This window comes from Dictyobacter aurantiacus (assembly GCF_003967515.1).
Lineage (GTDB): Bacteria > Chloroflexota > Ktedonobacteria > Ktedonobacterales > Ktedonobacteraceae > Dictyobacter > Dictyobacter aurantiacus.
Window position 1 is genome coordinate 2,680,091 of sequence record NZ_BIFQ01000001.1, and the last position, 26,697, is coordinate 2,706,787.

At 55.9% G+C, this 26,697-nt stretch carries 19 protein-coding genes; 16 read left to right on the forward strand and 3 right to left on the reverse strand.

Features of this window, described 5'->3' with window-relative positions; translation table 11 throughout:
• Nucleotides 1–10: 10 nt before the first annotated feature.
• Nucleotides 11–925 (reverse strand): AfsR/SARP family transcriptional regulator, encoded by a 915-nt coding sequence (locus KTT_RS10810; protein WP_126595983.1) that lies wholly within the window; start codon nt 923–925, stop codon nt 11–13.
• A gap of 202 nt (nt 926–1,127) precedes the next feature.
• A complete protein-coding gene (locus tag KTT_RS10815; protein ID WP_126595984.1) occupies nt 1,128–3,704 on the reverse strand; it encodes a metallophosphoesterase family protein in 2,577 nt (858 codons plus the stop codon).
• A 313-nt stretch (nt 3,705–4,017) separates the two neighbouring features.
• Here KTT_RS10815 and KTT_RS10820 point away from each other — a divergent pair, with 313 nt between their 5' ends.
• Entirely contained in the window at nt 4,018–5,739 is a 1,722-nt protein-coding gene (locus KTT_RS10820) for a hypothetical protein (RefSeq protein WP_126595985.1), read from the forward strand.
• 112 nt (nt 5,740–5,851) lie between these two features.
• Here the strand turns inward: KTT_RS10820 and clpB are convergent, their stop codons facing one another.
• The gene (gene clpB / locus KTT_RS10825) at nt 5,852–8,446 is read right to left on the reverse strand and encodes an ATP-dependent chaperone ClpB (RefSeq protein ID WP_126595986.1); all 2,595 of its coding nucleotides are present in this window, start codon (nt 8,444–8,446) and stop codon (nt 5,852–5,854) included.
• Nucleotides 8,447–8,719: 273 nt separating this feature from the next.
• Here clpB and ffh point away from each other — a divergent pair, with 273 nt between their 5' ends.
• The 15 genes from ffh (at nt 8,720) to nuoL (ending at nt 26,694) form a co-directional block, all read left to right on the forward strand.
• The gene (ffh, locus tag KTT_RS10830; RefSeq protein WP_162854198.1) at nt 8,720–10,201 is read left to right on the forward strand and encodes a signal recognition particle protein; all 1,482 of its coding nucleotides are present in this window, start codon (nt 8,720–8,722) and stop codon (nt 10,199–10,201) included.
• 23 nt (nt 10,202–10,224) lie between these two features.
• Complete coding sequence (locus tag KTT_RS10835) at nt 10,225–11,916, forward strand: L,D-transpeptidase (RefSeq protein WP_126595988.1); 1,692 nt, start codon at nt 10,225–10,227, stop codon at nt 11,914–11,916.
• 705 nt (nt 11,917–12,621) lie between these two features.
• Complete coding sequence (locus KTT_RS10840) at nt 12,622–13,719, forward strand: DUF6585 family protein (RefSeq protein ID WP_126595989.1); 1,098 nt, start codon at nt 12,622–12,624, stop codon at nt 13,717–13,719.
• Between the two features lie 414 nt (nt 13,720–14,133).
• Nucleotides 14,134–14,487, forward strand: coding sequence for an NADH-quinone oxidoreductase subunit A (locus KTT_RS10845; RefSeq protein ID WP_126595990.1), 354 nt, complete (start codon nt 14,134–14,136; stop codon nt 14,485–14,487).
• Between the two features lie 68 nt (nt 14,488–14,555).
• Entirely contained in the window at nt 14,556–15,083 is a 528-nt protein-coding gene (locus tag KTT_RS10850; RefSeq protein ID WP_371864896.1) for an NADH-quinone oxidoreductase subunit B, read from the forward strand.
• Between the two features lie 278 nt (nt 15,084–15,361).
• Nucleotides 15,362–16,063, forward strand: coding sequence for an NADH-quinone oxidoreductase subunit C (locus KTT_RS10855; protein ID WP_126595992.1), 702 nt, complete (start codon nt 15,362–15,364; stop codon nt 16,061–16,063).
• A gap of 81 nt (nt 16,064–16,144) precedes the next feature.
• Nucleotides 16,145–17,305, forward strand: a complete 1,161-nt coding sequence (gene nuoD, locus KTT_RS10860; RefSeq protein WP_371864897.1) for an NADH dehydrogenase (quinone) subunit D — start codon at nt 16,145–16,147, stop codon at nt 17,303–17,305.
• The gene (gene nuoE / locus KTT_RS10865) at nt 17,302–17,793 is read left to right on the forward strand and encodes an NADH-quinone oxidoreductase subunit NuoE (RefSeq protein ID WP_126595994.1); all 492 of its coding nucleotides are present in this window, start codon (nt 17,302–17,304) and stop codon (nt 17,791–17,793) included. Before nuoD ends, nuoE begins: the two co-directional genes overlap by 4 nt.
• Before the next feature lie 421 nt (nt 17,794–18,214).
• Nucleotides 18,215–19,537, forward strand: a complete 1,323-nt coding sequence (gene nuoF, locus KTT_RS10870) for an NADH-quinone oxidoreductase subunit NuoF (protein ID WP_126595995.1) — start codon at nt 18,215–18,217, stop codon at nt 19,535–19,537.
• 18 nt (nt 19,538–19,555) lie between these two features.
• Nucleotides 19,556–21,724, forward strand: coding sequence for an NADH-quinone oxidoreductase subunit NuoG (gene nuoG, locus KTT_RS10875; protein ID WP_126595996.1), 2,169 nt, complete (start codon nt 19,556–19,558; stop codon nt 21,722–21,724).
• Complete coding sequence (nuoH, locus tag KTT_RS10880) at nt 21,717–22,985, forward strand: NADH-quinone oxidoreductase subunit NuoH (protein ID WP_126595997.1); 1,269 nt, start codon at nt 21,717–21,719, stop codon at nt 22,983–22,985. Before nuoG ends, nuoH begins: the two co-directional genes overlap by 8 nt.
• Nucleotides 22,986–22,997: 12 nt before the next feature.
• A complete protein-coding gene (gene nuoI, locus KTT_RS10885) occupies nt 22,998–23,612 on the forward strand; it encodes an NADH-quinone oxidoreductase subunit NuoI (RefSeq protein ID WP_126595998.1) in 615 nt (204 codons plus the stop codon).
• A 7-nt stretch (nt 23,613–23,619) separates the two neighbouring features.
• A complete protein-coding gene (locus KTT_RS10890) occupies nt 23,620–24,153 on the forward strand; it encodes an NADH-quinone oxidoreductase subunit J family protein (RefSeq protein ID WP_160145794.1) in 534 nt (177 codons plus the stop codon).
• Between the two features lie 262 nt (nt 24,154–24,415).
• Entirely contained in the window at nt 24,416–24,715 is a 300-nt protein-coding gene (nuoK, locus tag KTT_RS10895; RefSeq protein ID WP_126596000.1) for an NADH-quinone oxidoreductase subunit NuoK, read from the forward strand.
• 2 nt (nt 24,716–24,717) lie between these two features.
• The gene (gene nuoL / locus KTT_RS10900; protein WP_126596001.1) at nt 24,718–26,694 is read left to right on the forward strand and encodes an NADH-quinone oxidoreductase subunit L; all 1,977 of its coding nucleotides are present in this window, start codon (nt 24,718–24,720) and stop codon (nt 26,692–26,694) included.
• The last annotated feature ends 3 nt before the right edge of the window (nt 26,695–26,697 follow it).

The window sequence follows — 26,697 nt, forward strand, 5'->3', positions numbered from 1 at the left end:
TTGTTTTGTTTCAGGCTACCAGGACAATGGCGTATATATAGTGAGACTGAAGTGCACCATATGTGGCGCTGCGTTCGTGTACCTGTATGCCCCGCTGTAGCCGCTCGATGATCTGGCGGGTGTAGATGCCTGGCTCTTTCCCCGTTTCTTGCATCTGCTCAGCCGAGTAGCGATAGACATTGAGGGCTTCCTGACGCCGTCCTTGTTGCGCCAGGAGCTGTAGCAAGCGGCACAGGGCGTCTTCATCTTCAGGATAGGTCTGTAGAAACGTGTAGAGCAGCTCTTCAGCCTTTGTTGTTTGCTTGTTCTTGCAGTAGATCTCTACAAGATGGTAGAGCACACGCCTCTTGGCTCCTTCGATGGTCTGTCGGCGCCCCTGTGTCCAGCGGTAGCCTGCGTCTTCTTCCAGAAATTCGCCTTTGTCCAGGGCGTGGGCCGCCTCTAAATAATGGAGTGGGTCTTTCCCCTGCTGCTCCTGGCGAAGCGCCATCTGTGCCAGTTTGATCAATGCATCCGCATCAACCCATATCCAGGCCTGCGTCGCTAAGATCAGGTGTGTCTCTCCGTTCAGGCGTCGTGTATTTAAGAGGCTATCTATCCCCGGTAGATGGAGAATCTGCCGCCGTAATGCCGAGGCAGCCGTGTCAAAGATGTGGTTGGCGTGCTCGGGGTCCCGACCAGCCCATAAGGCTTTGGTGATCTCCGCCTTGGTCGCGCGCCGCCTGGGACTGCACAGCAGAAATTTGAGTATCGCCAGGGCCGCCCGGCGATTGCCCAGTTCTCCCCCTTCCATAGCCCGGTAGCGCGGTCGACCCTCCTTCTGCGCCACAACGCATGATAACACGAAATCACCCATCGTCGTCACACGCAGAAAAGGGTAATCAGGCCTCCCGACCGGCTCAGCCATCTCAACCATTGCAACCATATGCCCTCCACCTCAACATTGTATTTCCTGGTAATCCTATTTGTACCTGCTATGCATGCATCCATAAGCATTTGCATCTAAAGCATACCATAAATCATCAATTATGCTGTAAGAAAGTTGTGAGGATATTGTGAGGATATTATCCGGCAATAACGGTCAAGCGTAGGTGCCAGGCTTGCCCTGGCTTATCGCAAAGCGACCGTTACGGCAGCGGCGGTTCATCCTCCAGACGCGGTAGCGCTAATGTATCCACATATTCCGCCGCCTGCAGCTGTTCCTGATTATCCGGATTAAACCACCAGAGCTTTTGCGTTACCTCTTGCTTTTCGGCGTTCCAGTGGAAACTGATCTCACCGATGTTGTTGTAGCCTACGATCAGGTTCCCCGCCTTCCAGCGGCTGAGCCATTGATCATAGTTGAGGACGGCGTCGACCAGACCGCTGCGTGGCTTCTCTAACTCTTGCTCGATCTTTTCGCTTTGTTCTATCACCTCTTCTAATAGGTTTTCCCCGGTACTCCTGATCGCGAGTGCATCTTGCTCGATCTGAGGTGCAGTGCGCGCGCGTAGCTTGCTGCGGAAGCGGCGGTTGAGGATCTGCAGGATGTTGAGTCCTCCTAGCGCGGCGCGCAATGGTTGCAGGGTGAAACGCCTTAGCGTGTTATGCGGACGGTGCTCTCGTTCTTCTTCACGCCGCAGGTTGTTGGTCAGGTAGCGGATGCGATAGCTGCGGCTGGGGGGAATGTTGTCAAATGCTCCTTTGACCCATCCCCAGGCGGGCATGACGATTTCGGTGGGAGAGCGCTGGGCTGCGATTAGTCGCGGTATGGACCACCAGAAGCGGAATATCTGCTTTCTAATCATGCTGAGCAGGTAGTTGAGGGTTTGGTGGTCTTGACCGACAATATCCCAGGCGAAGAAGGTCAGCCGGGGATCTCTCCCTCGGCGCAGGAGTGAGCGTAGCCGGGGATAGCCCACGGCCAGCACTGAGATCTGCGCGCCCGAGCCTTCGTTGCAGTAGGGACTGGAGGTGAAGTTGATAAATTTGGCGCTCTGTCTGGTCTGGGTGTCCCAGTATTCCAGGCTGGACCCGAAGGCGTAGTGTACGTCTCCCGATAGGAAGACGACGCGCTTGAGATTGCTCAGGGTGCGTAAAAAGACCTGGAAGGTTCCCCATTCGAGGGCCCAGGCTTCTCGGTCGAATGCGTAATTGTTGGTGACGCGCCAGCGGCTCCAGAATTGGACGGTCTCTACGAAGTCGACGCCGATGACGGGCGTGGCTGAGATGATCAGTGTGACTTCCGCATCCGCGTATTCGATCTGATCGATCTGTGCCCTCATGGCCTCTTCTGAAAGGAGCCCTGGAAAGTCTTTGGGGGTGCGATAATAGCGCCGGGTGCGCGTATCCATTACTATGATCTGATAGTTGGGACCCTCATAGCTATAGTTCCAGTGTAGGGCTTGCTGTGAGCGTCGTAGCGAGCCGGTTCCGCTGAAGTGGCTGTCTGGCATGCCAATAAGTTTGGCGATGCTCTCAGCCTGCTCTGTGTTTTCTTTACCTCGCCAGCTGTCGATAACCTCTAGCAATGTCGCTCCATTTGATGCGGCGAATTGTTCTGGCGTGTTCCCCCAGGCCTGGCAGAGAGCGTAAGCCAGTAGTGCGTTGCGAATGATACGCCGCCCTAGCGGTTTTCTGAGTACCTGGTGGCACCAGCTTCCATCCAGAAACCAGTCGTCGGTGACGTCGTGGTCGTCGCAGATCATATAGGTGGCGATGTTGGCCAGGGCCCTTCTGACTTTGGGGAGGGTACTCTGGAAGCCCTCTAACTGGTGGAGCTCTTCTCGATAGCGCGCTTGCCCTTTTTCCTGGCTGACGCTTTCGCTATGCACCCCCGGATAGAGCCAGGCCCAGAAGTCTTTGACGCTGAGCAACTCTTCGGGCCAGAGTACATCGGACCAGCTAAATAGATACATGGCGATATACTCGGCGAAAGAGATCAGGTGGTTATCTCCATGGCTGGTCGTGAACTGAGCCTGGTTGAGAATGATATGTTTGCGCATTCCGGGCAGAAACTTATTCGCTGGCAGGTGGAAGGCCGCCAGAATCTCTTCTTGATTGCCGGCTAACAATACTTTCCCGGCGTCCATCAGTGAGTGTAGCAGAGGCGTGGCGACGTCATCGGCATAGATCTGGTCACCGGTCATATAGAGTTGCTGTGGTCGTGCCTTGCCATCCGGCTGACAGGCGTTGGCGATCAGACTATCGACCGCCGATAAGGTTTCTTTGCCCGTTCCATGTGGCTTCCGGCATGAGCCATGAACGATACGTAGATCATGTACATCTCCGGCGGGCATCAGGAAACTCGGCAACGGCTCCCCTGGATAAACAATACTTTGTAGCGGCTCCGCCACATTAACCGCTGCCAATATGCCCGCAGTACCCAGGTGCGCCATCTCATCTATCGATTGTTCTTGGTCGCCGAAATAAAGATTGTAGTAGTACAGTTGACCCCAGTCCAGTTTTTTGGCGTTGTCTGCTACCCTGGCGGTCACCGCCACCATATGCAGGTTATCCCCTATACGGACGGTATGATATCTCCCTCTTATCTGTTCACGCAATTGGCCCTGCTCATCTTTAGCATAGATACATAAGCTTACAGTGCGTGCCTCCTTTAAAGCTAACCAGACTGTTACCTGTGTGGGCTCTACCCTTCTAACAATCGGCCCCGCCAGAATCAGCGGCAGCCCATCTATGCGCTCTGCTAACGACGTCCAGGACATAAAAAATAACTCTCCCTATCTCCTTTGTGAGTACCTGCATACCCACCTGTATCTCTTTACCTCCAAGGTAAGCTGAAAATGTTTTTATGCTGTGGTATGGAACGTATGCGAAGCACACGTTCCATACCACAGCATAAAAACATTAAACCGTAAGCTCAAATATTCACTAATAGCACGGATAAGCTCCATATTCGGTCGCAGTTCACCGACATTCTTCCCACTTTTAGAGTTTGCCAGGAAGTGGTAACATGGCTCTCGTCAGATTCGTTAATTGGGAATCTGTGCCGCTATTTTTTGTGAGGGGAGCCTTTGTATGACACAGGTTGAAGACACAGAATTGGTGCCAGAGCAGGAGTGTATTTCGGGGTCCTATCGCTGGTTTACCTATGCTCCAGATGTGACGGGGCTGCGTTTGATCTGTCTGGAAGATCAGGAGACTGGAACGGTGGTGACGACGACGGTGGCCAGTGCTGATATGAGGACGGCCGCCCACCGTGCCTGGGCGGGCGCCAGACAGTCGCGGGCCGCTGGTCTGCCCTGGGAGATTCTGCGCGAGATGGGCCAGAAGGGGGTCGATCCCGATCAGAAGATCGAAGAGATGTTCCGTGGCTACGGCCATGCTTCGGTTGGCGATATGGCGCGTTTGGCGGTGGATATGGGGAAGATTCCGATGCATCTGTGCCTGGCTCTTTTTAACGAGGGGTCGCTTAATTCGGGCCAGGAGAAGTCGACGCGTTATCAACCTCGCTTTGGTAAAGCTGTTCTGCATCAGTTACGTAACTATCTGCCCGCCGATCTGGCCGCCGCTGAGACCGCCACTCTTGAGGAAGAGTATCAGGCATTTGGCTCCCTGTCTCTGTCCCTCTTTTCCCGCCATCGCGAGCGCCTGCAGTCAGCCTTTACACAGTTTTACCAGGCCGATACGAGCCGCTCCGATCAGAAGAGCGCCCTGACTTCACGGGTGCTGGATTGTGTGCGCTATTTTCTGTTATTCGGCCAGTGGAGCGGCATGTCCTTTGAGACTTCGGCCCGCGATTGGTCGCGCATTATCGCTGAGCTGAAGGCGTCCCCCATCGCTTATTATCATCGCGTGGCGGACCAGCTTGAGCGGCTGCTGGCGCCGAGCGCCGAGGAGGAGTCCGCCCTGCATTATAAGGCGGAAGCTCCCAGCCTGATTCGCCATACCAATCCCCTCTCTACGGTCAATACGAATTTGCAGGCTCTGCGGCGCTTTCTTGAGCAGCAAACGGACCTGCTACAGGTAGTACGGATCGAGCGTGGCCTTCCTCGCTGCGTTGAGCAGCGCGTCCGCTTGCTCGGTTCTGAATGGACCCCTGGTGAGCGTTTGCTGGCACAGTATATCTTATTGCTCTGGCCCGGCCTGGATCGAACGGCCCTGCTGACCTGGGTGCGCGATCAGACGCCGGAAGTCAAGCGGAAGTTGAGCGGCCTGGTATTTGCCGATCATAATAACTATCGTGAGCTGCCCAACTTTGCTCGTACGACCACCATGACTCTGGCGGTCGAGAGCTTCCTGGGTGAGATGCGCGATTTCAATCGGCACCGCGCCTGGGGCCGTTTCTTCCCCCTGCCGCTGATCTTTGGTGAGCGCGTGAGCCGCGATACCATCTCGCAGATCATCTCGCGTGGCTTTGGCCTGCCGCTTTATCTCTCCGAGGTTCCCGATTTTGCCGAGCATAAACTGGCCTTTGAACAGGATCTAGCGGCGTATTATCAGCGGTTGCAGAGCTTCCTGGAGAAGATATCGTCTACCTATGGCGATGGCATTGATTATGCCTTTATGTTGAACCTGTTACCGCTGGCTCACCAGGTCGATCTCTGGATGCATGGCGATCCCAAACAGGCCCTTTACCTGACATCCCAACGTGTGCGCCCCGGCGGCCACATCAACTACCGTGCCCTGGCCTATGAGGCCAACCAGTTGCTGGCCGCCTCGGACCCCTATCTCTCCGCCATCCAACAGGAGCACGCTCCCGATCCCGCCAGCCGCGACGAATTCTTCGACCGCTCCTGATCGGCTCGGCCCTCGCGTCCGATTTCCCCTCGCTCATCGCTCGGCCCTCATACATGAGAAGCGGGTCCCCAGGGAACATTCCCTGGGGACCCGCTTCTCATGTATGAATCTATTAAGAGGCTACCTGCTGCTTGACGTTTAGCACCAGCTTGCCGTCAACGCTATCGATATCTATCTCACTGCCATCGTGGACGCTGCCGTCGAGGATGGCCCGGGCGATACGGTTTTCGATCTCTCTCTGGATGACGCGTTTGAGCGGACGCGCCCCGAAGTTGGCGTCGTAGCCTGCTTCCGCCAGGTAGTCTTTGGCGGCATCGCTGAGGTGCAGTGTAATGTGCCGGTCCTCCAGCCGTGGCCGGATGCGGTTGAGCTGGATCTCGACGATCTCTTTGACCATCTCTTTGCCAACCGGATGGAAGACAATGATGTCGTCGATGCGGTTGATAAATTCCGGTCTCAGGCCCTCATCTCGCAGCCGCTGGCGGATGCCCTGCTGGATGCTATCTTCGTCCTGGTCGAGGTATTGATGCAGCCAGCGATCGCCGATGTTGCTGGTCATGATAATGACGGTATTCTTGAAGTCAACCACCCTTCCCTGTCCGTCTGTGAGCCGGCCATCGTCCAGCAGCTGTAGCAGGACGTTGAAGACCTCAGGGGCGGCCTTCTCGATCTCGTCGAGCAGGATGACGCAGTAGGGATGCCGGCGCACAGCTTCGGTGAGCTGACCCCCTTCGTCATAGCCGACATATCCGGGAGGCGCTCCGATCAGGCGTGAGACGTTGTGCTTCTCCATGTACTCTGACATGTCGATGCGCACCATGGCCTGCTCGCTGTCGAAGAGGAACTCTGCCAGGGCGCGGGCCAGTTCCGTCTTGCCGACACCGGTAGGACCCAGGAAGAGGAAGCTGGCCAGGGGCCGATTTGGATCCTGTAGACCGGCTCGGGAGCGGCGAATGGCATCCGCGACGGCGGTCAGGGCGTTTTCTTGTCCCACGACACGTTCGCGCAGGCGCTTTTCTATCTGCAGCAGCTTCTGCATCTCGCCTTCCATCATTCTGGATACCGGGATGTGGGTCCATTTGGAAACGATTTCGGCGATGTCTTCGGCGTCTACCTCTTCCTTAAGCATGCGGTTATTCTGCAGGTTGGCCAGCCGGGCTTCCTGGTCCGCGATCTGCTGTTCCAGTTCCGGAATGCGGCTGTAGCGCAGACGGGCCATCTCTTCATACTGGTAGGCGCGCTCGGCCTTCTCGTACTCAATCTGCGCCTCTTCCAACTGCTGTTTGAGCTTGCGTAGCTCCTCGACTGGTGCGCGCTCATTATCCAGGGCCAGGCGCATAATATTGAGTTGCTCCTGCAGATTATCGATCTCGCGTCCAACCTTTTCTAGCCGTTCTTTGCTGGCGACGTCGCTCTCTTTTTTGAGCGCTTCTTGCTCAACTTGCAACTGTCGCAGACGGCGGTCAAGGGCATCTACCTCGCTGGGCGTACTGTCCAGTTCGACCCGCCGCAGACTGGCGGCCTCGTCTACCAGGTCGATGGCTTTGTCGGGCAGAAAGCGGTCGCTGATATAGCGATTCGAGAGGACCGCCGCCGCGACCAGGGCGCTGTCTTGAATGCGCACACCATGATGCACCTCGTAGCGTGGTTTGATGCCGCGCAGTATGCTGATGGTATCCTCGACATTGGGCTGGTCGACGATCACCGGTTGGAAGCGCCGTTCCAGAGCGGCATCCTTCTCGATGTATTTGCGATATTCGTTCAATGTGGTGGCGCCAATGCAGTGCAGCTCGCCACGGGCCAGCATAGGTTTGAGCATGTTGGAGGCATCCATCGCGCCTTCCGCCGCGCCCGCTCCGACCAGCGTGTGTAGCTCGTCGATGAAGAGGATAATTCCACCGGCGGCGCTGGTCACCTCTTTAAGGACCGCTGTGAGGCGTTCTTCAAATTCGCCGCGATATTTGGCTCCGGCGACGAGGGCGCCCAGGTCCAGCGTGACGACCTGCTTTTCGGCCAGCGATTTGGGGATGTCCCCGCGCACGATGCGCTGGGCCAGACCCTCGACGATGGCGGTCTTACCTACACCGGGTTCACCAATGAGAACTGGATTATTTTTTGTGCGCCGGCTGAGTACCTGGATGACGCGGCGGATCTCTTCGTCCCGACCGATGACGGGATCGAGCTTGCCCTGTTGCGCCAGTTCGGTCAGGTTGCGGCCATACTTTTCGAGGGCCTGGTATTTGCCCTCTGGATTCTGATCGGTGACGCGCTGCGCGCCTCGGATCGCGGTCAGGGCGCTGAGTACGATGTCTCGCGTCAGCCCGGCGGCCTTCAGCGATCTCTGAACCGCGTCGGTACTGTTGAAGAGGGCCAGTAAGAGATGTTCGACGCTTAGATATTCGTCTTTAAATGCACCCATCTCTTGCCAGGCATCCTCTAGTACTTTTCGCAGTTGAGGTGCTATGCCCGGTTCGCTACCACCATATACCCTGGGCTGGCGGGCGATCTCGTTTTCGATGTTCTCTCTGGCTGTCGCCAAATTCCCTCCAGCTTTCTGGATGATCTGCTGCACCACTCCACCGTCTTGCTGTAGTAGCGCGGCCAGTAGATGCTCCGGTTCAACCTGGCTATTGTTATGTTCCTGCGCCTTTCTTGCCGCCTCCTGGACGGCCTGACGCGCTTTATCTGTAAAACGTTCTATCTTCATTGCATACCTCCAGGCTTCTTTTCTGGCCCTATGTACCTTTTTCTGCCCTTACTATAGCACATCTGAGTTCGACTTAGCAAGAAGTTTGAGTGCCTTTGTATCAAGTTTGCTGATACGATTTATGTTAAAATGTAAAGGGGCGAGTTATCTATGCGGGAACTAAGCGTAATATGAGTAAGCATCTGATTTCATCTAACAACACAAAGTGATATAATAGGTGCCAAATTGGCACGTTCGCTTGGCGGGAAAGAGGAAAAGAGCACCAATATGGCAATGTTTGAGAACTTATCTAAACGTCTTGAAGGTATATTCAATAATCTCGGTGGGCAGGGTAAGTTGACCGAGGATGATGTAAACGCGGCACTGCGTGAGGTCAGACTGGCGCTCATCGAAGCTGACGTTAACCTGAAAGTGGCACGTCAGTTCGTCGATCGTGTCAAAGAGAAGGCTATTGGCGCGGATGTGATGGGGAGCCTGTCACCTGCTCAGCAGGTGCTTTCGATTGTAAATGACGAGTTAGTTGAATTCCTGGGTGGTGAAGGCGTCAATAATAAGCTGGACCTGAATGGAGCGCCACCGCATATTATTATGCTGGTCGGTCTGCAGGGTTCTGGTAAGACGACCTCGGCCGCCAAACTGGCGAACTATCTGCGCAAACAGGGCCAGCGTCCTTTGATGGTCGCGGCCGACATGTATCGTCCGGCGGCTGTCAATCAGCTGAAGTCTCTGGGACGTCAGTTGTCGATCCCGGTCTATTCGGAGCCGATGGGGGCCGATCCGGTCAATATCTGCGTGAACTCGCTGGACTTCGCGCGCGAGCAGGCTTGCTCGGTGGTGATTCTAGATACCGCTGGCCGTTTGAACATCGACGAGCGCATGATGTCCGAGGTAGTCACTATTCGTGAGCGTGTGCGTCCTCAAGAGATCTTGCTGGTCGCCGATGCTATGACGGGTCAAGAAGCGGTACGTGTGGCCGATGACTTTAATAAGGCCGTTTCTCTGACAGGTATGATCCTGACAAAAATGGATGGCGATGCCCGTGGCGGTGCCGCCCTGTCGATCCGTACCGTGACCGGTGTGCCGGTGAAGTTTATGGGCGTTGGCGAGAAGACCGACGCATTGGAGCCTTTCTATCCAGATCGTTTGGCCTCGCGTATACTAGGAATGGGTGACGTTATTTCCTTGATCGAGCGTGCTCAAGAGAACATCGATCAGGAAGAGGCATTGAAGGCCCAGCAGAAGTTGCAGCAGGGTAAGTTCGACCTTGAGGATTTCCTGAATTCAATGCGCCAGTTGAAGCGCATGGGACCATTGCGCAACGTGATGGAGATGCTCCCTGGCTTCAATAAGCTGGCCGCGATGCCTGAGATGGAAGAAGCTCTGGAAGGGGATCAGCTGAAATATGTTGAGGCGATGATCCTTTCGATGACTAAAGAGGAGCGGCGCAATCCCGATATTATGAATGGAAGTCGCCGTAAGCGTGTGGCTCGTGGTAGCGGTACAACGGTTCAAGAAGTCAATCAGTTGCTGGAGCAGTTCGGCGAGATGCGCACGATGATCCGCCAGATGAGCAGTGGTAAGGGCCCATGGGCGCAACTGGCCCGCCAGTATAGCGGCGGCGGCGGCATCCCCGGTATGCCATCGATGCCCTCTTTGCCCGGTGGCGGCAAAGGTATGGGTGGTAAGAAGACTGGCAAAGCTGTGCGTAAAGAGAAGCGCAAACAGAAATCGAAGTCGCGCGGCGGAAGAAGGTAGCGCTGAGAGGAGAGTCGTAACCTGTGTTTAGACACTCGCGGTTGGGTCGGTTGGTAGTTGTGCTTGTGTTATCGGTGTCACTGCTGGCGACCGGCGCTTGCGCGGGTGATGCACAGGTACGGCGGCAGGCTATGGAGAATGAGCAGCGTTTGAGCCAGCTTCTCCATAGCGCCCGTCAGCTCGGCGTTTCGACCGTCACACTGCGGCCAATCCAGACACAATATCTGTCGTTGCGCTCCTCTCAACCTCCTTTTAGCCTCTTCAGCAATCAGCCGCTGAATGACTATTATCACTCCCTGGCTCGGCGCTACCTGCTTTTGCATACGCAGCTACAGGATTTGATCGTGACCGCTTCTCCTCGCATCCATGCCCGGCTGCAGCAGGAACTGCAGTCCACACGGACTATGCTGGTCGACGATAAAAAGGCTGGCCTGCCAGCGTGGACCTTTCCCAACCGTTTGCGTCAACTGCAGGATGCGTTGCTGCACGCCCACAACTTCAACGATTATGAGCAGGTGCATACGAGATTGCTGCAGTTGGGTCAGGATATTCGTGCTCTGGAGATGACCTCCAATCATTTGTCCACCCTGCATGATCTGCTGACTTTGACTCAGCAGGCTGGACTGAAAACATATGTCCTCACCCTCCAGTCGGCTTATCAAACTGATCAGCAACGTTTGCAGCAGGCTACCGGTATGTCCAGCCTGCCTGCGCTGAATGGATTGCTGGACGCCCACATCCAGCAGGCGACTGTCGTCTTGACACAGGCTATGCCCGCCGTGACCTCTCTGCGCCTGAGCGAGTTGAAAGGAGGCATTCAACAACTGCCCGCCTCCCATGTCGATCCCACTCCCTATCAAGAGCGGCTGGCACTCTATCAAAGACAGGCGGGATCCACGATGGATATGCCTGGCTTTCAACACTTCTTGCAACAGGTTAATGGCGATATCTTTGCGGTCAAGGCCGAGGCCCTGCGCGAAGATGTCGACCAGGCTATTCACCAGTTTCACCAGGATGTGGATGACTGGACCTCCGGTCATCTCTTCTACGACAGCTACGATGGCAATAGCTATGCCGTTGATGTCAGTTACCTGAACGACAACTTTGGCCTGGATGCCGATAACCTGCTTAGCCAGGCGACTACCCTGGATGACTTGCAGTCGGCGCGCGATACCGCCCGCACCCTGCTCTTCAACCACCAGTTGATGGAGATGGACTATGATGATCCTACCCCCTATGACCAGGTCCATGCCGCCGATATGCAGGCCCTGCACCACTACCAGCTGATGCAGGGACAGGTGATCGTCATCTCGCTGTGCAAGCAGAGCCTGCGCCTCTACCAGGATGGTCAGCTGGTACGCTCATTCCTGGTCACCACCGGTCGTTCCGAACGTCCCTCGCCTCCCGGCGTCTGGACGGTATTGAACCGGCTCTCGCCCACCATCTTTAAATCCAGCGATCCACCCACCTCGCCCTTGTGGTATCCCAATACTGTCATTCAGCATGCCATCCTCTTCCATGATGGCGGCTACTTTATCCATGACAGCTGGTGGCGCGCCAACTACGGACCCAACACCGAGTTCCCCCACTACGACGATAGCGGCGACGAACACTCATCCGGCAACGGTAGCCATGGCTGCGTCAACCTGCCGCCCGACGCAGCCGCCTGGCTCTACTACAACACCAGCTGGAACACCAGCATCATCATCTACTAACCACCTATCCATTACCCCAACCTATCGAGTTCCCCCCAACCGAACGATATAAACAAATGAACCCATTTGTTCGATCTCTCACCCCTTGCCGGGGAATCCCCATCGGGGTCAATGTAAGCGAGATCTAGCTCTCTGAGCTCACAAAGCGGGAGGTGCAGGGGGCGGCGAGCCCTCCTGCCGGGGTTTGGGGTGTCCCCAAAATCTCTTCCCCCTCCCCATCCCCGCCGCAGGCGGGAGGTGCAGGAGGGAGACGAGCCCTCTCCTGCCGGGGGTTTGGGGGTATCCCCAAATCTCTTCTCCCTCCCCATTCCCGCCGCAGGAGGGAGGTGCAGGAGGGAGACGAGCCCTCTCCTGCCGGGGTTTGGGGTGTCCCCAAATCTCTTCTCCCTCCCCATTCCCGCCGCAGGAGGGCGGTGCAGAAGGGAGGTGCAGGAGGGCGGTGAGCCCTCCTGCCGGGGGTTTGGGGGTGTCCCCCAAATCTCTTCTCCCTCTTGTATTCCCGCCGCAGGCGGGAATACAAGAGGGATGTTCCGCCTGATTGACAGTTAAAGATCATCAAAATACGGGACCATTTCCCGTATTTTGATATATAATAACTGTTAATTACATTAGAGAGCCGCCATGATCAATTGCTTGTCCAATTCAATACGATTGTTGGCACGTATGGAAGCGCCGCTGGTACGATGAAGATAACGGAGCCTACTTATGCGCCTGACATCTGAAAAGCAAATACCTCGCAAGATCCAAGCATGCGCACATGCATACCAGCTTGGCATTCCTCGCATCGTTTATGATCCTCGCGGCTCGTCGCGCCTATCACTCTTCTTGAGTCCCCTGGCCTTTATCGTCAGCGCGCTGATTGTAGGCGCTTATGTGACGTTCTATGATCAGATCTTTAGCTGGTGGCCCCTCTGGCAGTCCTGGATGGTGCTGGGCATTGGCCTGGCCTGGTTCCTGATCGGCCTCTGGATGCTGGTGCCTGCCCTGCTGATCCCTTCTCTGCGCGTCTTCTTGTGTCCCAAAGGCCTGATCTATCAGCGCTATAGCTGTGATGTAATTCGCTGGCAAGACATCGTGCAGCTGGAAAAGACGCTGAAGGTAGATCATGGCTCTCTGTCGCTGGCCTACTATCGTCTATTGCGCTCGGATGGGACCGCGTTTATGCTCGATAGCGACCTGCCGCACCTGGATCGCCTGGGCGGTTTCATGGAACGCGAGGTGAGCCGATACCTGTTGCCCCAGGCTTTAGCAAAATACGAAGCTGAATCCTCCCTCGCCTTTGGCCAGCTCGAAGTATCACCTATGGGCCTCTCTCTGCAGCAGGGCCGCTACCGCCTGCCCTGGTCCGAATACGAACGCCTGAGCCTGGATGATACCACCCTCAGCATCTACGGTTACGGTGATAGCCAGCCCTGGGTCGCCCTCAGCCTTTCTGGCCTGCCCAACGTCTGGGTCCTCAAAGGAATTATCGAACACGCCACCAAGCAGGCACGTGTCCCCCTGGCCGAATCCTCACCAATTCTCAGCCAATATCCCCAGTCGCCCCAGCTTGCCCTTTATGCTGCCGGCGAAACCCTCTCGTTTGGAGCCCTCGCTCTCAATCGTACCGGCGTCTTTCTTAACGATGCAGCCCGCTTCCTCCCCTGGGATCAGATTGCCAGCTTCGGCATCGGCGAACACGACATCATCATCAAATGCGGCGACACCCACCAGGAACTCTACACCCTCCCCCTCTGGACCATCACCAACCCACCCCTCCTCGCCCTGATCACCGACTACGCCCTCTTCCAACAATATCTATAACCAAAAGCGGGAGGTGCAGAGAAAATCGGCCGCAAGGGCCGAACCTATGGAGCGGGAGGTGCAGGAGGGCCGGCGAGGCCCTCCTGCCGGGGTTCGGGGTGTCCCCGAAATCTCTCTCTTCTTCAGGTGCCGCCGTCAGGCGGCACCTGGCATCCAAGCATTCCATGCGCAAAAATATAACCATACTTATATGGTGGAGTTCCACACATATTCTGTATAGAGCACCTTTGAATGCCCTTAGAGTTTGACTTTATCACCTCCTCTATGCTACGATACCAAATGAGGAAGTGTACTTTGGACACCTCGTAATGTGTGTCTATACGTGTATATTTTAAGAAAATGTACCCTGGACGCGCATAACGTGTGTCTATACGTGTATATTTTTTTAGATTAGAAATGAAGGGTCCCGCGTCTATGGGAACAGCACTCCCCGTTTTCATTTATGTAACGATAGCTGTCCTCTTCGGCCTCCTGGTGATGGCGGTCACCGGTATCCTTGGGCCTAAAAAGCCTTCGCCGGAGAAGTTGGCCCCCTACGAATGCGGTATTCAAGAGATCGCGGCACCGAAACGACGGTTTCCGGTGAAGTATCTTCTGACGGGCATGCTTTTTATCGCATTCGATATTGAGATTGTTTCTTTTTATCCTCTCGCCATCCTGCTTAATCAGTTGCAATTATTCGGATTGATCGAATTACTTGTCTTTTTGGTGGTCTTGATGGTGGGATATGTCTATGTTTGGCGGAAGGGAGCCTTTACATGGGAGTAAAAAATCCCTGGGAGCCGGTACAGACTTACTCGAATACCCAGACACCCCGGCTGCGCCACGACCTGCCCATGCATGAAAAGGATGGGGGCTTCGGTATTTTAACCACACAGGTGAGCAAGGTGCTCGGTTGGGGGCGTAGTTCCTCCCTCTGGCCGGTGACCTTCGGCCTGGCATGTTGCGCTATCGAGATGATGTCTGCTCAAGGCAGTCGCTTCGATATGTCGCGTTTCGGGGCTGAAGTCTTTCGTGCCTCTCCCCGGCAGGCCGATCTGATGATCGTGGCCGGCCGTTGTTCAATTAAGATGGCACCTGTTTTGCGCCAGATCTATGATCAGATGCCTGAGCCGAAATGGGTTATCTCGATGGGCGCCTGCGCCTCCTGCGGTGGCGTGTTCAATAATTACGCGATCGTGCAGGGCGTGGATAAAATTGTGCCGGTGGATGTGTTCGTTCCTGGCTGTCCCCCGACACCTGATATGCTGCTCTTTGGCTTTAATGAACTGCAGCGTAAGATTCGCGAGGGCATTCCAAATCCTCCCGATCCACTGAAGGATAGCGGGTTGAAGTTGGCCGGCCCCGTACAGGACGAAGCATAATAGTTTCTTGTTGATGTCGTTTCTAGTGGGGTCGTCTTCCTGTTCAACGCATTGAATTGAATTGATGCCCCTGGTTGCCTTTTCATAACGGATACTTCTGAGCGAACGATGATGTTTTGGGTTAGGGTTGTGAGGGATGTGGTGCTGGTGCTTGGTCAAATCCCTTGAAGGCTAATCTGTCATTTTGCTGTTCGCTCTTTTTTGAGGACTGATTACAATTTACGACAGTGGTGTCGGCATACTGGTGTTTTGCACACGTTGAAGGAATGCTTAATCGTATGGTCATAACAGCAGCATCGACGGTCGAGACGGTGCAGCGTAAGTTCCCGCAGGCAATCGTGGAAGTCGTCGAGTTTCAAGATGAGCAGACAATTGTACTGAAACCAGAAGCTCTGGTGGAGGTGTGCGCTTATCTGAAAAAGGAGCTCGAGTATAATTTCCTGGAAACCGTGACGGCGGTCGATTGGCCGGAACGCGTCCCTCGTTTCGATGTCGTCTATCATCTTCTCTCTTTACCCCATCAGTGCTTTTTGCGTCTGAAGGTGCGGGTCGGCCTGCGCCGTGAAGATCATCCCGCGGTCCCATCAGTGACCGGCATCTGGCCGGGTGCTAACTGGTATGAACGCGAAGTCTTCGATCTATTTGGTATCATTTTTACCGATCATCCCGATTTGCGTCGCTTGCTAATGCCGCCTGATTGGACAACTCATCCGCTGCGCAAAGATTATCCTCTTTCCGGCTTTGATTTGCCCGAACCTCACTGGGGCGGCCAGGTTCCCTATGATATCGATCCTGGGGTGGGCGAGTATTATCAGCAAACCTTGCGTACCCCTGAGGGCCGCGAACTCAATGAGAACCGCGATCAGTTGAATCCTTCTCAGGAGCCTGGTACCTTGTCCCCCGATGCCAGTCGCAACGGTTCTGATACCTCTCTTTCTCCCAATGGGCAGGCGCGCCAGAATGGAAAGCGTAGAGGATGACCTATGAAGCAGCAAGAGATTGAAAATACCTATACCATTGAGGATAGTCATCAGCTGGAGAATGGTCAACGTTCCGATACGATGACCATCAATATGGGTCCTCAGCATCCCAGTACCCATGGGGTGTTGCGCTTGCTCCTGACGATCGAGGGCGAGACGGTCATCAAGGCAGTCCCCGATATTGGTTTCTTACATACCGGCATCGAGAAGACGGCCGAGTCGAAGAGCTATCACCAGGCCCTGGTCCTGACCGATCGCATGGACTATCTGACTCCCTTGAACAATAATCTGGCCTATTCGCTGTCAGTTGAAAACTTGCTGGGGATTGAGGATCAGATTAACGATAAGATCAAGTATACACGAGTAATTCTGGCTGAACTGCAGCGTATTTCAAGCCACCTGGTCTGGCTGGGAACCCATGCGCTCGATCTGGGCGCGATGAGTATGTTCCTCTATTGTTTCCGCGAACGCGAGATGATCCTGGATGTGTTCGAGCTGATCTCGGGCGTGCGTATGATGACCAGTTTCATCTGCCCCGGTGGACTCCAGGCCGATCTGCCGCCGCAGTTTGAGAAGACGGTGCGTGCCTTTACGTCGTCCTTCCCGGACCGTTTGCAGGAATATCACGATCTGCTATCCAACAACCAGCTCTGGCTTGAGCGCACGAAGAATATCTGCGTTCTCAGCCAGGAAGATGCTCTGGCCTATGGAGCTAGCGGCCCCGTCCTGCGTGGTAGCGGCATCCTCTGGGATATCCGTAAGGTCTTTCCGTATTCAGGCTATGAACAGTTTGATTTTGATATCCCGGTCGGATCTAATGGTGATGTGTACGATCGCTATATGGTACGCATGCTTGAGATGGAGCAGAGCCTCAAGATTATTAATCAGGCTCTCGATGGTCTGCCCACCGGTCCTCACCGTGTCAATAATCCCAAGATTACGCCGCCGCCCAAGTGGCAGATTACCGGTAGTATGGAGGCGCTGATCCACCACTTCAAGCTCTTTACCGAGGGCTATCGTCCCCCGAAGGGTGAGGCGTTCGTGCGGACCGAGTCTCCCAAGGGAGAGATCGCGTTCTATATTGTCAGTGATGGCGGCCCTAAACCCTATCGCATGCATTTGCGCGGCGCGTCCTTCGCGAATCTGCAGGTCCTACCACGCATGCTCGAAGGAAGCTTCCTGGCGGACGTGGTGGCTGGCATCGGCAGTATCGATATCGTGCTAGGAGAAGTGGATCGATGATTTCTGAGCAGGCCAAACAACGCATGCGGGAACTGGCTTCCCGCTATCCCGTAGCCCGTTCGGCGGTGATGCCTTCCTTACATATCGCTCAGCAGGAAGAAGGCTATATTACCGACGAAGGATTGCGGGCGGTCGCCGAGGCGATTAATATGACCGTGGATGATGTAGAGAGTATCGCCACTTTCTACACCATGTACTATCAGAGGCCGCAGGGTAAAAAGGTGATCAATGTCTGCACCAGCATCTCTTGCTACCTGCGCAACTGTGATGCGCTGGTCGAGCACCTGGAGCAGCGTCTGGGTATCAAGCGTGGCGAGACCACGTCCGATGGCAACTATACCCTGAATACGGTCGAATGTATTGCATCCTGTAGCTCTGCACCTGCTTTACAGGTCAATGGCGAATTCTACGAAAATGTTACCCGAGAAAGTGCCGACGCACTCATCGATGCATTAGATCAAGAACTTGGTATTGCAAAAACTGTATAAGAAGCGCTCAAAGAGAGTCTTTGCTTGAATTTAACGTGCCCCCTGGCGGGCGGGCGCATCCGCGTCCTGGCCCTTTTTTATTCTTGTTGCAAAAGTGTGCATCGCACACTTTTGCAACAAGAAGCAATACTAAAAGAGAGTGGAGATGCAAAGCCGGGGCAAGCCCGGCACCTACGGGGTGTGGGAATTGACTCATCAAACATCTTCTCCCTCGACTAAAGGAGAGTGGGGATGCAAGGGGTGACTAGCCCCAAAGCCGGGGCAAGCCCGGCACCTACAGGGGTGCAGGGTCCTCCCTGCCGGGGTGCGGGGTGTCCCCGCTCTCTTTTTCTCTCCTCTCTCGCCGCCGCAGGCGGCGAGAGAGGAAAAGGTAACCGCCGGATGGCACATCCATACTTCCATACAAAGGATGTAATACTGTATGCCAGAACTAATCATTACTAAGAATCTTGATGTCCCGGGTATAGATAAGCTTGATGTCTATCGGCAGCATGGCGGCTACGAGGCTTTGGCGAAGGCGCTGCGCAACTATCAGCCAGACGAACTGGTCGATGCCATCAAAACCTCGGGTCTGCGTGGTCGCGGGGGCGCCGGTTTCCCAACTGGCATGAAGTGGAGCTTTCTGGCCAAAAATGATCGGCCCCGCTACCTGTGTTGTAACTGCGACGAGAGCGAGCCGGGGACCTGTAAGGACCGGGTGATCATGGAGCAGATTCCTCATCGCCTGGTTGAAGGGGTTATCATTACTAGCTATGCCTGTAAGGTTCATACCGCCTTTATCTATGTGCGTGGCGAACTGGTTAAGGCGGGCCGCCAGGTTGAGAAGGCGGTCGAGGAGGCCTACGCGGCTGGACTGCTGGGTAAGAATATTCTGGGCAGCGACTTTAGCCTGGATGTGATTGTGCATCGTGGCGCGGGCGCCTATATTTGTGGTGAAGAGAGCGCTTTGATGGAGTCCCTGGAGGGTCGCCGTGGCTATCCTCGCTTGAAGCCTCCTTTCCCGGCTGTGGTGGGTCTGTATGGTGGCCCGACGGTTATCAATAACTGCGAGACGCTGGCGACGGTTCCAGCCATCATCGAGAATGGCGCCGATTACTACGCCTCCTTCGGTACTGAGAAGAGTAAGGGGACGCGTATCTTCTGCCTGAGCGGACAGGTGAAGAAGCCGGGCAATTATGAGTTGCCGCTGGGTATTCCGCTGAGCACCTTGATCTACGATGAGAAGTATGGCGGCGGCATCCTGGATGATCGCGAGTTGAAGGCGATCATTCCAGGTGGCTCTTCGACCTTTATCCTGTCTCCAGATAAAGTAGATACGCCTCTGGACTATGAGTCGATCGCGGCGGCTGGCTCGATGCTGGGTTCGGGCGGCGTGATCGTTATTTCGGATGCTACCTGCATCGTGGGCGCTATCCTGCGCATGACCGAGTTCTATCGCGATGAGTCCTGCGGCAAGTGTACCCCCTGTCGTGAGGGTACCTTCTGGCTGACTGAGATCCTTGAGCGTCTGGAACATGGTCATGGCGAGATGAGGGACGTGGATCTGCTGCTGGATATCTGCGATAACCTGGCCGGCAAGTCGTTTTGCCCGCTGGGCGACGCGGCTACCAGTTCGATTACCAGTGGTATTCGCCAGTTCCGTGCGGAGTTTGAATATCACGTCACCCACGGTTGCTGCATGACCGGACCCGGCAGTAAGAAGAGTCATACCACCGAGGCGGCCCAGCCTGCTGGAACACGCTAGAATAGAGGAAATTCTGACATGCCAGAAGAAGAGAAAAAAGAAGAGCTTGTACATCTCACCATTGATGGCATCCCTGTAGAAGTTCCTCCGGGAACTCTGGTGTGGGCGGCCGCTCAAAAGGCGGGAATTGAGATTCCTATTTATTGCTACCATCAGAAGATGCCGCCGCTGGGCGCCTGTCGTATGTGCTTTGTGGAGATCGAGAAGATGCCGAAGCCTCCACAAACCTCATGTACGACCCCGGTGGCCGAGGGCATGGTGGTGCATACAAAGACCGAGAAGGTGCTGAAGGCGCGCCGGGGCACCCTGGAGTTCCTGTTGCTGAACCATCCGCTGGATTGCCCGATCTGCGATAAGGCCGGCGAGTGCGATCTGCAGGATTTTACGCTGCGTCATGGTCCCGGCAATACGCGCTTCGATCTGCATAAGCGCCACTACGAGAAGCCGATCCCGGTCAGCGACGATGTGCTGCTTGATCGCGAGCGCTGCATCCTCTGCCAGCGCTGTACGCGCTTTAGCTCAGAGATCTCGATGGACAATGGTCTGGTGATGATCTCCCGTGGCTATCGCATGGAAGTGGGTACGGCCCCCGGTCACGCCTTCGATTCGGTCTTTTCGGGTAACACCACCGAGATCTGTCCCGTTGGCGCGTTGACGGCCTCGACCTACCGCTTTAAGGCGCGACCATGGGAGCTCAAGCGTACGCCCAGCGTCTGCAATAACTGTAGCGTTGGCTGTAATGCTCGCATCGATAGCCGCGTGGATCGCGTGATGCGCTTGATGTCACGCAACAATGATGCCATCGATGATGGCTGGCTGTGTAACCGTGGTCGCTGGGAGTTTGAGTATGTCAATAGCCCGCAGCGCCTGCGTACACCTCTCATTCGTCGCAATGGTCAGCTGACGAAGGCCAGCTGGGATGAGGCATGGTTATTTATCGCTCGGCGCTTGAAAGAGATCGTGTCACAGCATGGTAAGCAGGCGGTGGCTGGCATCGGCTCGACACGTACCACCAATGAGGAGGCGTACCTCTTCCAGAAACTGCTGCGCGATGTGATCGGTACCAGAAATGTGGATCACTATCATGGATCTTTCCCTGGCGCGCGCGATCAACTGACAGGTCGTCCGTGGGCGATGACCAACAGCATCGTCGATATAGAGAAGGCCTCCCACGTGGTGCTGATCGCTTCCGATCCCTATCAGCGCCAGCCGATCCTTAATCTGCGCATCAAGAAGGCTCTGCGTAATGGCGCGAAGATTATCGTCATCAACTCGGCGGATACCGAGCTGGATCGCCTGGCGGCCTTGAAGCTGACTGTGCCGCAGGGCTCTGAGGCTATGGCTGTGAAGGTGATGCTGAAGCAGCTGCTGAACAATGCTGAGCTGGATCTGAGCGGCCATGAAGATGTGCGCGATAGCATTAAGCGCGAGGACCAGGCGATTCGGGCGGTTGAGGATTCTTTTGGAGCAAAGGTGACGACTGGACTCCAGGAACTGGCCGATGAGTTGTTGAACGCGAAGGGCGCCGTCATTCTATATGATGAGATGGCTACCCATGTGCCTGGCAACGAGAGTCTGGCGGCTAATGCGCAACTGCTGGCGGTCCTGACTAAACAACTGGATCGGCCCGGGGCCGGTGTTGGCCCCCTGTTTGAGGACGCCAATTCCCTTGGCGCCCGCGACATGGGTTTGCTCCCTGATGCCCTACCAGGCTATCGGACGGTTGACGAGCCGGGTCTGACCTATGATGAGATCCTGAGCGGTTCGCAGGTGAAGGCACTGCTGGTGATGGGTGCCAATCCGGCCCGCCATCTGCCAGATGGCAAGCTGCCATCTTCGCTGGAACTGCTGGTGGTCCAGGAACTGTTGCTGACCGAAACTGCTCAGCAGGCTGACGTGGTCCTTCCCGCCGTTTCCTTCGCTGAAAAAGATGGCAGTATGACCAACGTGGACCACCATGTGCAGGCCATCCGGCGCGCACTGCGTCCTCTGCCGGGCGCTAAGGCTGACTGGGAGATCCTGGTAGGACTGGCCGCCGCGCTGGGCGAGACCTGGACCTACGCCAGCCCGCGTGATGTGCTGCTGGAAATTGCTGATAATAATCCTTTCTATGCCGGTCTGAGCTGGGAGGATCTGGGAGCTCAGGGCGTCCGCATTGTGCAGGAGCAGGAGGTTGCTCATGTTTGATTTCATGAATGATCCCACTGTGGCCCTGGTTGTGGCGACGATCGTGAAGGGCGCGATCTTGATTTTCGTCCTTCTGACCGCCTTTGCCTACATGACGCTGATTGAGCGGCGCGTGGTGGCTAAAATTCAGGGTCGCCTGGGTCCAAATCGTGCCGGTCCGCTGGGTCTGTTTCAGCCAGTGGCCGATGCGCTGAAGATGGCCTTTAAAGAACAGATCGTGCCATCACAGGCCAGGAAAGCTATCTACCTGGTCGCTCCGGTGATCTCGGTGGTGGTGGCGCTGTGCGCCTTCGCGGTCGTGCCGATCGGTAATAACTGGAGCGGCAAAGCCAATGTGCATAGCGTCTGGGACCCCTTTATCGGCGATATCAATGTTGGTATCCTGTGGATTCTGGCTATCTCTTCGCTGGCGGTCTACGGCATCGTGCTCGGTGGTTGGGCCTCGGGTAACCGCTATTCACTGCTAGGCGCTCTGCGTAGCGCCGCCCAGATGGTTTCTTATGAAACGAGTCTGGGTCTGGCATTGAGTGGTGTGCTGATGTGGGCCGGCTCTCTGAGCATGGTCGATATCGTCCATCGTCAGCTCGATATGGGTATCTGGTTCCTGTTCGCGCAGCCGCTCGGCTTTGTGATCTACCTCATCGCCGGTGTGGCTGAGGTGAACCGTGCCCCCTTCGATCTGCCAGAGGCCGAGCAGGAATTGACGGCCGGCTACCTGACCGAATATAGCGGCCTGCGCTGGAGCCTCTACCAGATGGCCGAGTACATCAATATGATCACCGTCAGTTCGATCGCCTCCACCCTCTTCCTGGGCGGCTGGAGCTTCTTCGGTCTGACCGATGGTATTCCGGTGCTCTCGATCGTCATCTTTGTCATCAAGGTCGCCTTTTTCCTGTTCCTGTTCATCTGGCTCCGTGCCACCCTGCCGCGCATCCGCTATGATCGCCTGATGCGCTTTGGCTGGCAGGCGCTCTTGCCTTTGTCTGTTCTCAACATTATTATCACTGCCTTCGCGGTCGCCCTTCACTGGAGCTGGGTCGTCAGTGGTGTCGGTGGACTGATCGTGATCGCTATTATGCTGTTTGTCATTCGCCGCCAGAGCATTAAAGAAGGCACACGTTTTGAAGAGGAGCCGAGCAAGGGGGTTCGGGTTCTACCAACCTCGGTTCGATTGGCACGTTTTGAGAAGCCTGCCTCTCCTGTTGCTGAGACCGCCGAGTCCGCCCCGGAGGCATCCGATTCAACCCCTATGCGGGTATAAGGAGTGAATGTAATGTCTTTTGATATCGTCAAAGGCATGGCCACAACCCTGAAGAATATTGGTCGCAAGCCTACTACCGTCTCTTATCCTGAGGAGGAGCGCCAACTGCCCGCTCGTTTCCGTGGTCGCCACGTGCTGCATCGCTACGACAATGGCATGGAGCGCTGCGTCGGCTGCTATCTCTGCGCCGGCGCTTGTCCCGCCGATGCCATCTATATCGAGGCGGACGAGAACACGGATGAGCAGCGCGTCTCCCCCGGCGAACGCTACGCCCGCGTCTTTGACGTCAACATGCTGCGCTGCATCTTCTGTGGTTATTGCCAGGCCGCCTGTCCCACGGGAGCCATTACGCTGGAGCAGAAATATGAGCTGGCCTCGTATTATCCCGAAGACCTGGTCTATCACAAAGAGCAGCTGCTAGAGCCAAAGGGGGAATCCACCATCGGCTCCAACAATGTCTGGGCTGAGCCCGCGCCCGAACACGCCGCGCAGCCTATCCCGCAAGAATCGCACGTCTTCGACGGCTCGCGCGCCAGTTCCGCCGCCGTCGGACTCGGCAACATCGAAGTCGAACGCCCCAACCTTCTCGTCAACGAAGAGCAGGATGAGGATAGAAGAAAGCTGTGAAAATGATATGACATTTGAAATCGTATCGTTTATTGTGCTGGCGGTCGCCACGGTTGCCACGGCAATCGGCGTCATCGCCTTCAAAAATGCCGTCCACAGCGCTTTGAGCTTGATCCTCACGCTGCTGTTCCTGGCACTATTTTACTTGCAACTGCAGGCTATGTTCATCGCGGTCGTCCAGATACTCATTTATGCCGGCGCTATCATGGTTCTCTTCCTATTCGTCGTCACCATGCTGGCACCCGATCAGAACGAATCCGATCTGCAGGATCGCCTACCCTGGCAGCGCATCGTTGGCGGCTTACTCGGACTTGTGCTCGTCGCCTCCCTGAGCTATCTGCTCTTCACTGGAGCCCAGACGGCCGGAGCCAAAGCCAGTTCCGACAACAGCCTCTCGCAGGCCGTAATAAAATTCCATGGGGATACCCAGGCTTTCGGCATGGCCCTCTTCCATGGCTTCTTATTCCCCTTCGAGATCACTAGCCTGCTCATCATCGTCGCAATTCTCGGCGCCCTCGTCTTCGGTCGCCGCACCAATTAAAAACTATATAAATCGGGGCACCAAAGCGGGGATGCAATGGGCGGCGAGGCCAAAGCCGGGTCAAGCCCGGCACCTACGGGGTGTGGGGGCTGTGTCCCCACCCACCTTTCTTCCCTTCTTACCACCGCTGTGGGTGATACCAAAAGCGGGGATGCAAGGGGCGGCGAGCCCCTTGACTGGGGGTGTGGGGGCTGTGCCCCCACCCACCTCCTTTCCCTTCTTGCCGCCGTAGGCGGCACCGAAAAGAAAAAAGGAGAGAACAATGCCATTATCTGCTTATTTGATAATGAGCGCCGTATTGTTCACGATCGGAGTGATCGGCGTCCTCATCCGACGCAACCCACTCATTATCTTTATGTCGATTGAACTGATGCTGAATGCCGTCAATCTATCGTTTGTGGCCCTATCACATTTTCTCGATTCTGCCGATGGGCAGATGTTTGTCTTCTTAGTGCTGACGGTCGCCGCCGCTGAAGTCGTGGTTGGTCTGGCCCTGATCGTCTCCATCTACCGCAAGCGCCGCAACATCGATGTTGACGAGATGAACATAATGCGAGGCTAACTATGACAAATCTAAGTCTATGGGTGCTCGTGCTCCCCTTGCTCGGATTTATCGTCCTGGGCCTGGCGGGCAGGTTTATGCCACGGACGGCAATCCTGACGGTCGGCTGGGGGGCCTGTGGTCTGGCTTTCCTCATCTCCGCCGTCAACTTCTTTATCATGCTGGGCACTCCCGCTGCCCGGCGTGTCAGCGACCAGGTTGTTTATCACTGGATCGGTGCCGGCTCCTTCTCCCTGGACTTTGGGACGCGGCTCGACCCTCTGTCGATGACGATGCTGCTGGTGGTGACAGGTGTTGGCCTGCTGATCCATATCTATTCAGCTGGCTATATGGCCGATGATCAGAGTTTCTGGCGTTTCTTCGCCTATCTGAACTTCTTCATCTTTGCCATGGTCACGTTGGTGATCGCCAACAATTTCCTGTTCCTGCTGGTTGGCTGGGGACTGGTAGGCCTGGCTTCTTATTTGCTGATCGGTTTCTGGTATCAGCGTCGCTCGGCGGTCGCGGCCGCTCAGAAGGCGTTTGTGATCAATGTGATCGGCGACTTCGGCCTGATGCTGGCCATCTTCCTGATCTTTCTGGGCGCTGGTCGCCTGGACTACGCGGGCGCACTCGGCCATAACTTCGGTGGTAGCGCGACGGCGATCGCGCTGCTGCTCTTCGTGGCCTGCGCGGCCAAATCAGCTCAGCTTCCACTCTATATGTGGTTGCCGGATGCTATGGAGGGCCCGACCCCGGTCAGCGCGCTGATCCATGCCGCGACCATGGTCACGGCCGGCGTCTACCTGGTGGCCCGCGCTTATCCCATCTTCAATCAGTCACCGGCGGCCCTGGGTGTGGTGGCTGGCATCGGCGGCGCTACCGCGCTCTACGCGGCGACCATCGCCCTGTTCCAGCTGGACATCAAGCGCGTGCTGGCCTATTCGACCATCAGCCAGCTGGGCTATATGTTCATGGCCGAGGGCGTGCAGAACTATAGCGGTGGCATCTTCCACCTCGTGACCCATGCCTTCTTTAAAGCTTTGCTCTTCCTGGGTGCTGGCGCGGTCATCCATGCGCTGGCCGGTGAGCAGGATATGCGCAAGATGGGAGGACTCTGGGGACGTCTGCGCGTTACTGGCATTACCTTCCTGATCGCGGCCCTGGCCATCAGTGGTATCTTCCCACTGGCGGGCTTCTGGAGTAAAGATGATATCCTGGCCTCCGTGCTGGCCGTTGCTACGTCGTCCGGTAATGTCTGGTACTACCTGTTGTGGATCGTTGGCGTCGTTACCGCTGGCCTGACGGCTTTCTATATGTTCCGTCTCTTCTTCGGTATCTTCTTTGGTGACTATCGCGGCGTGGTGGCTGCTACGCCCGTCGAGTCCGAAGATGTTGAGGAAGAAGAGGCTGCGGCTTCTGGACATCACCATGCTGGTCCGGTGCGCTATAACGCTATCCACGATGTGCAGCCTGTGATGTCGATCCCGTTGATCATCCTGGCCATCCTCTCGGTCATCGGTGGCTTTATCGGCTCGATGGCCCTCTTCGGCGCCCCCGGCTGGGCTCCGCTGACCAGTTTCTTGCAACCTGCGGTTACTAACCGTGCTGCTGATCCCTCGGTAGGGTTGGCATGGACCTCGACCATTATTAGCCTGGTGGTGGCTCTGCTGGGTATCGCGGGCGCGTGGCGTCTCTATGGGAAGGGCTTCGCCTTCAAAGAGAATGCCAGCCCTCTCTATCGGCTGGTCTTTCACAAGTATTATGTGGATGAGGCTTTGAATGCCGTGCTGGTCAGACCCGTACAGGCTGTGGGCCGTGGCCTTTCGCGCTATCTGGAAGGCGATGTCCTCGATGGCGGTAGCCGTGGCATCTCGAATGTGTTCCGTGGCACCAGTTCTGTGCTGCGCCGCGTGCAGACCGGCTATATGCGTAACTATGCGCTGGGCATTCTGCTGGGTGTTGTCGTCATTATTGTTTATTATGCGGTGAGGGGGTAGCGG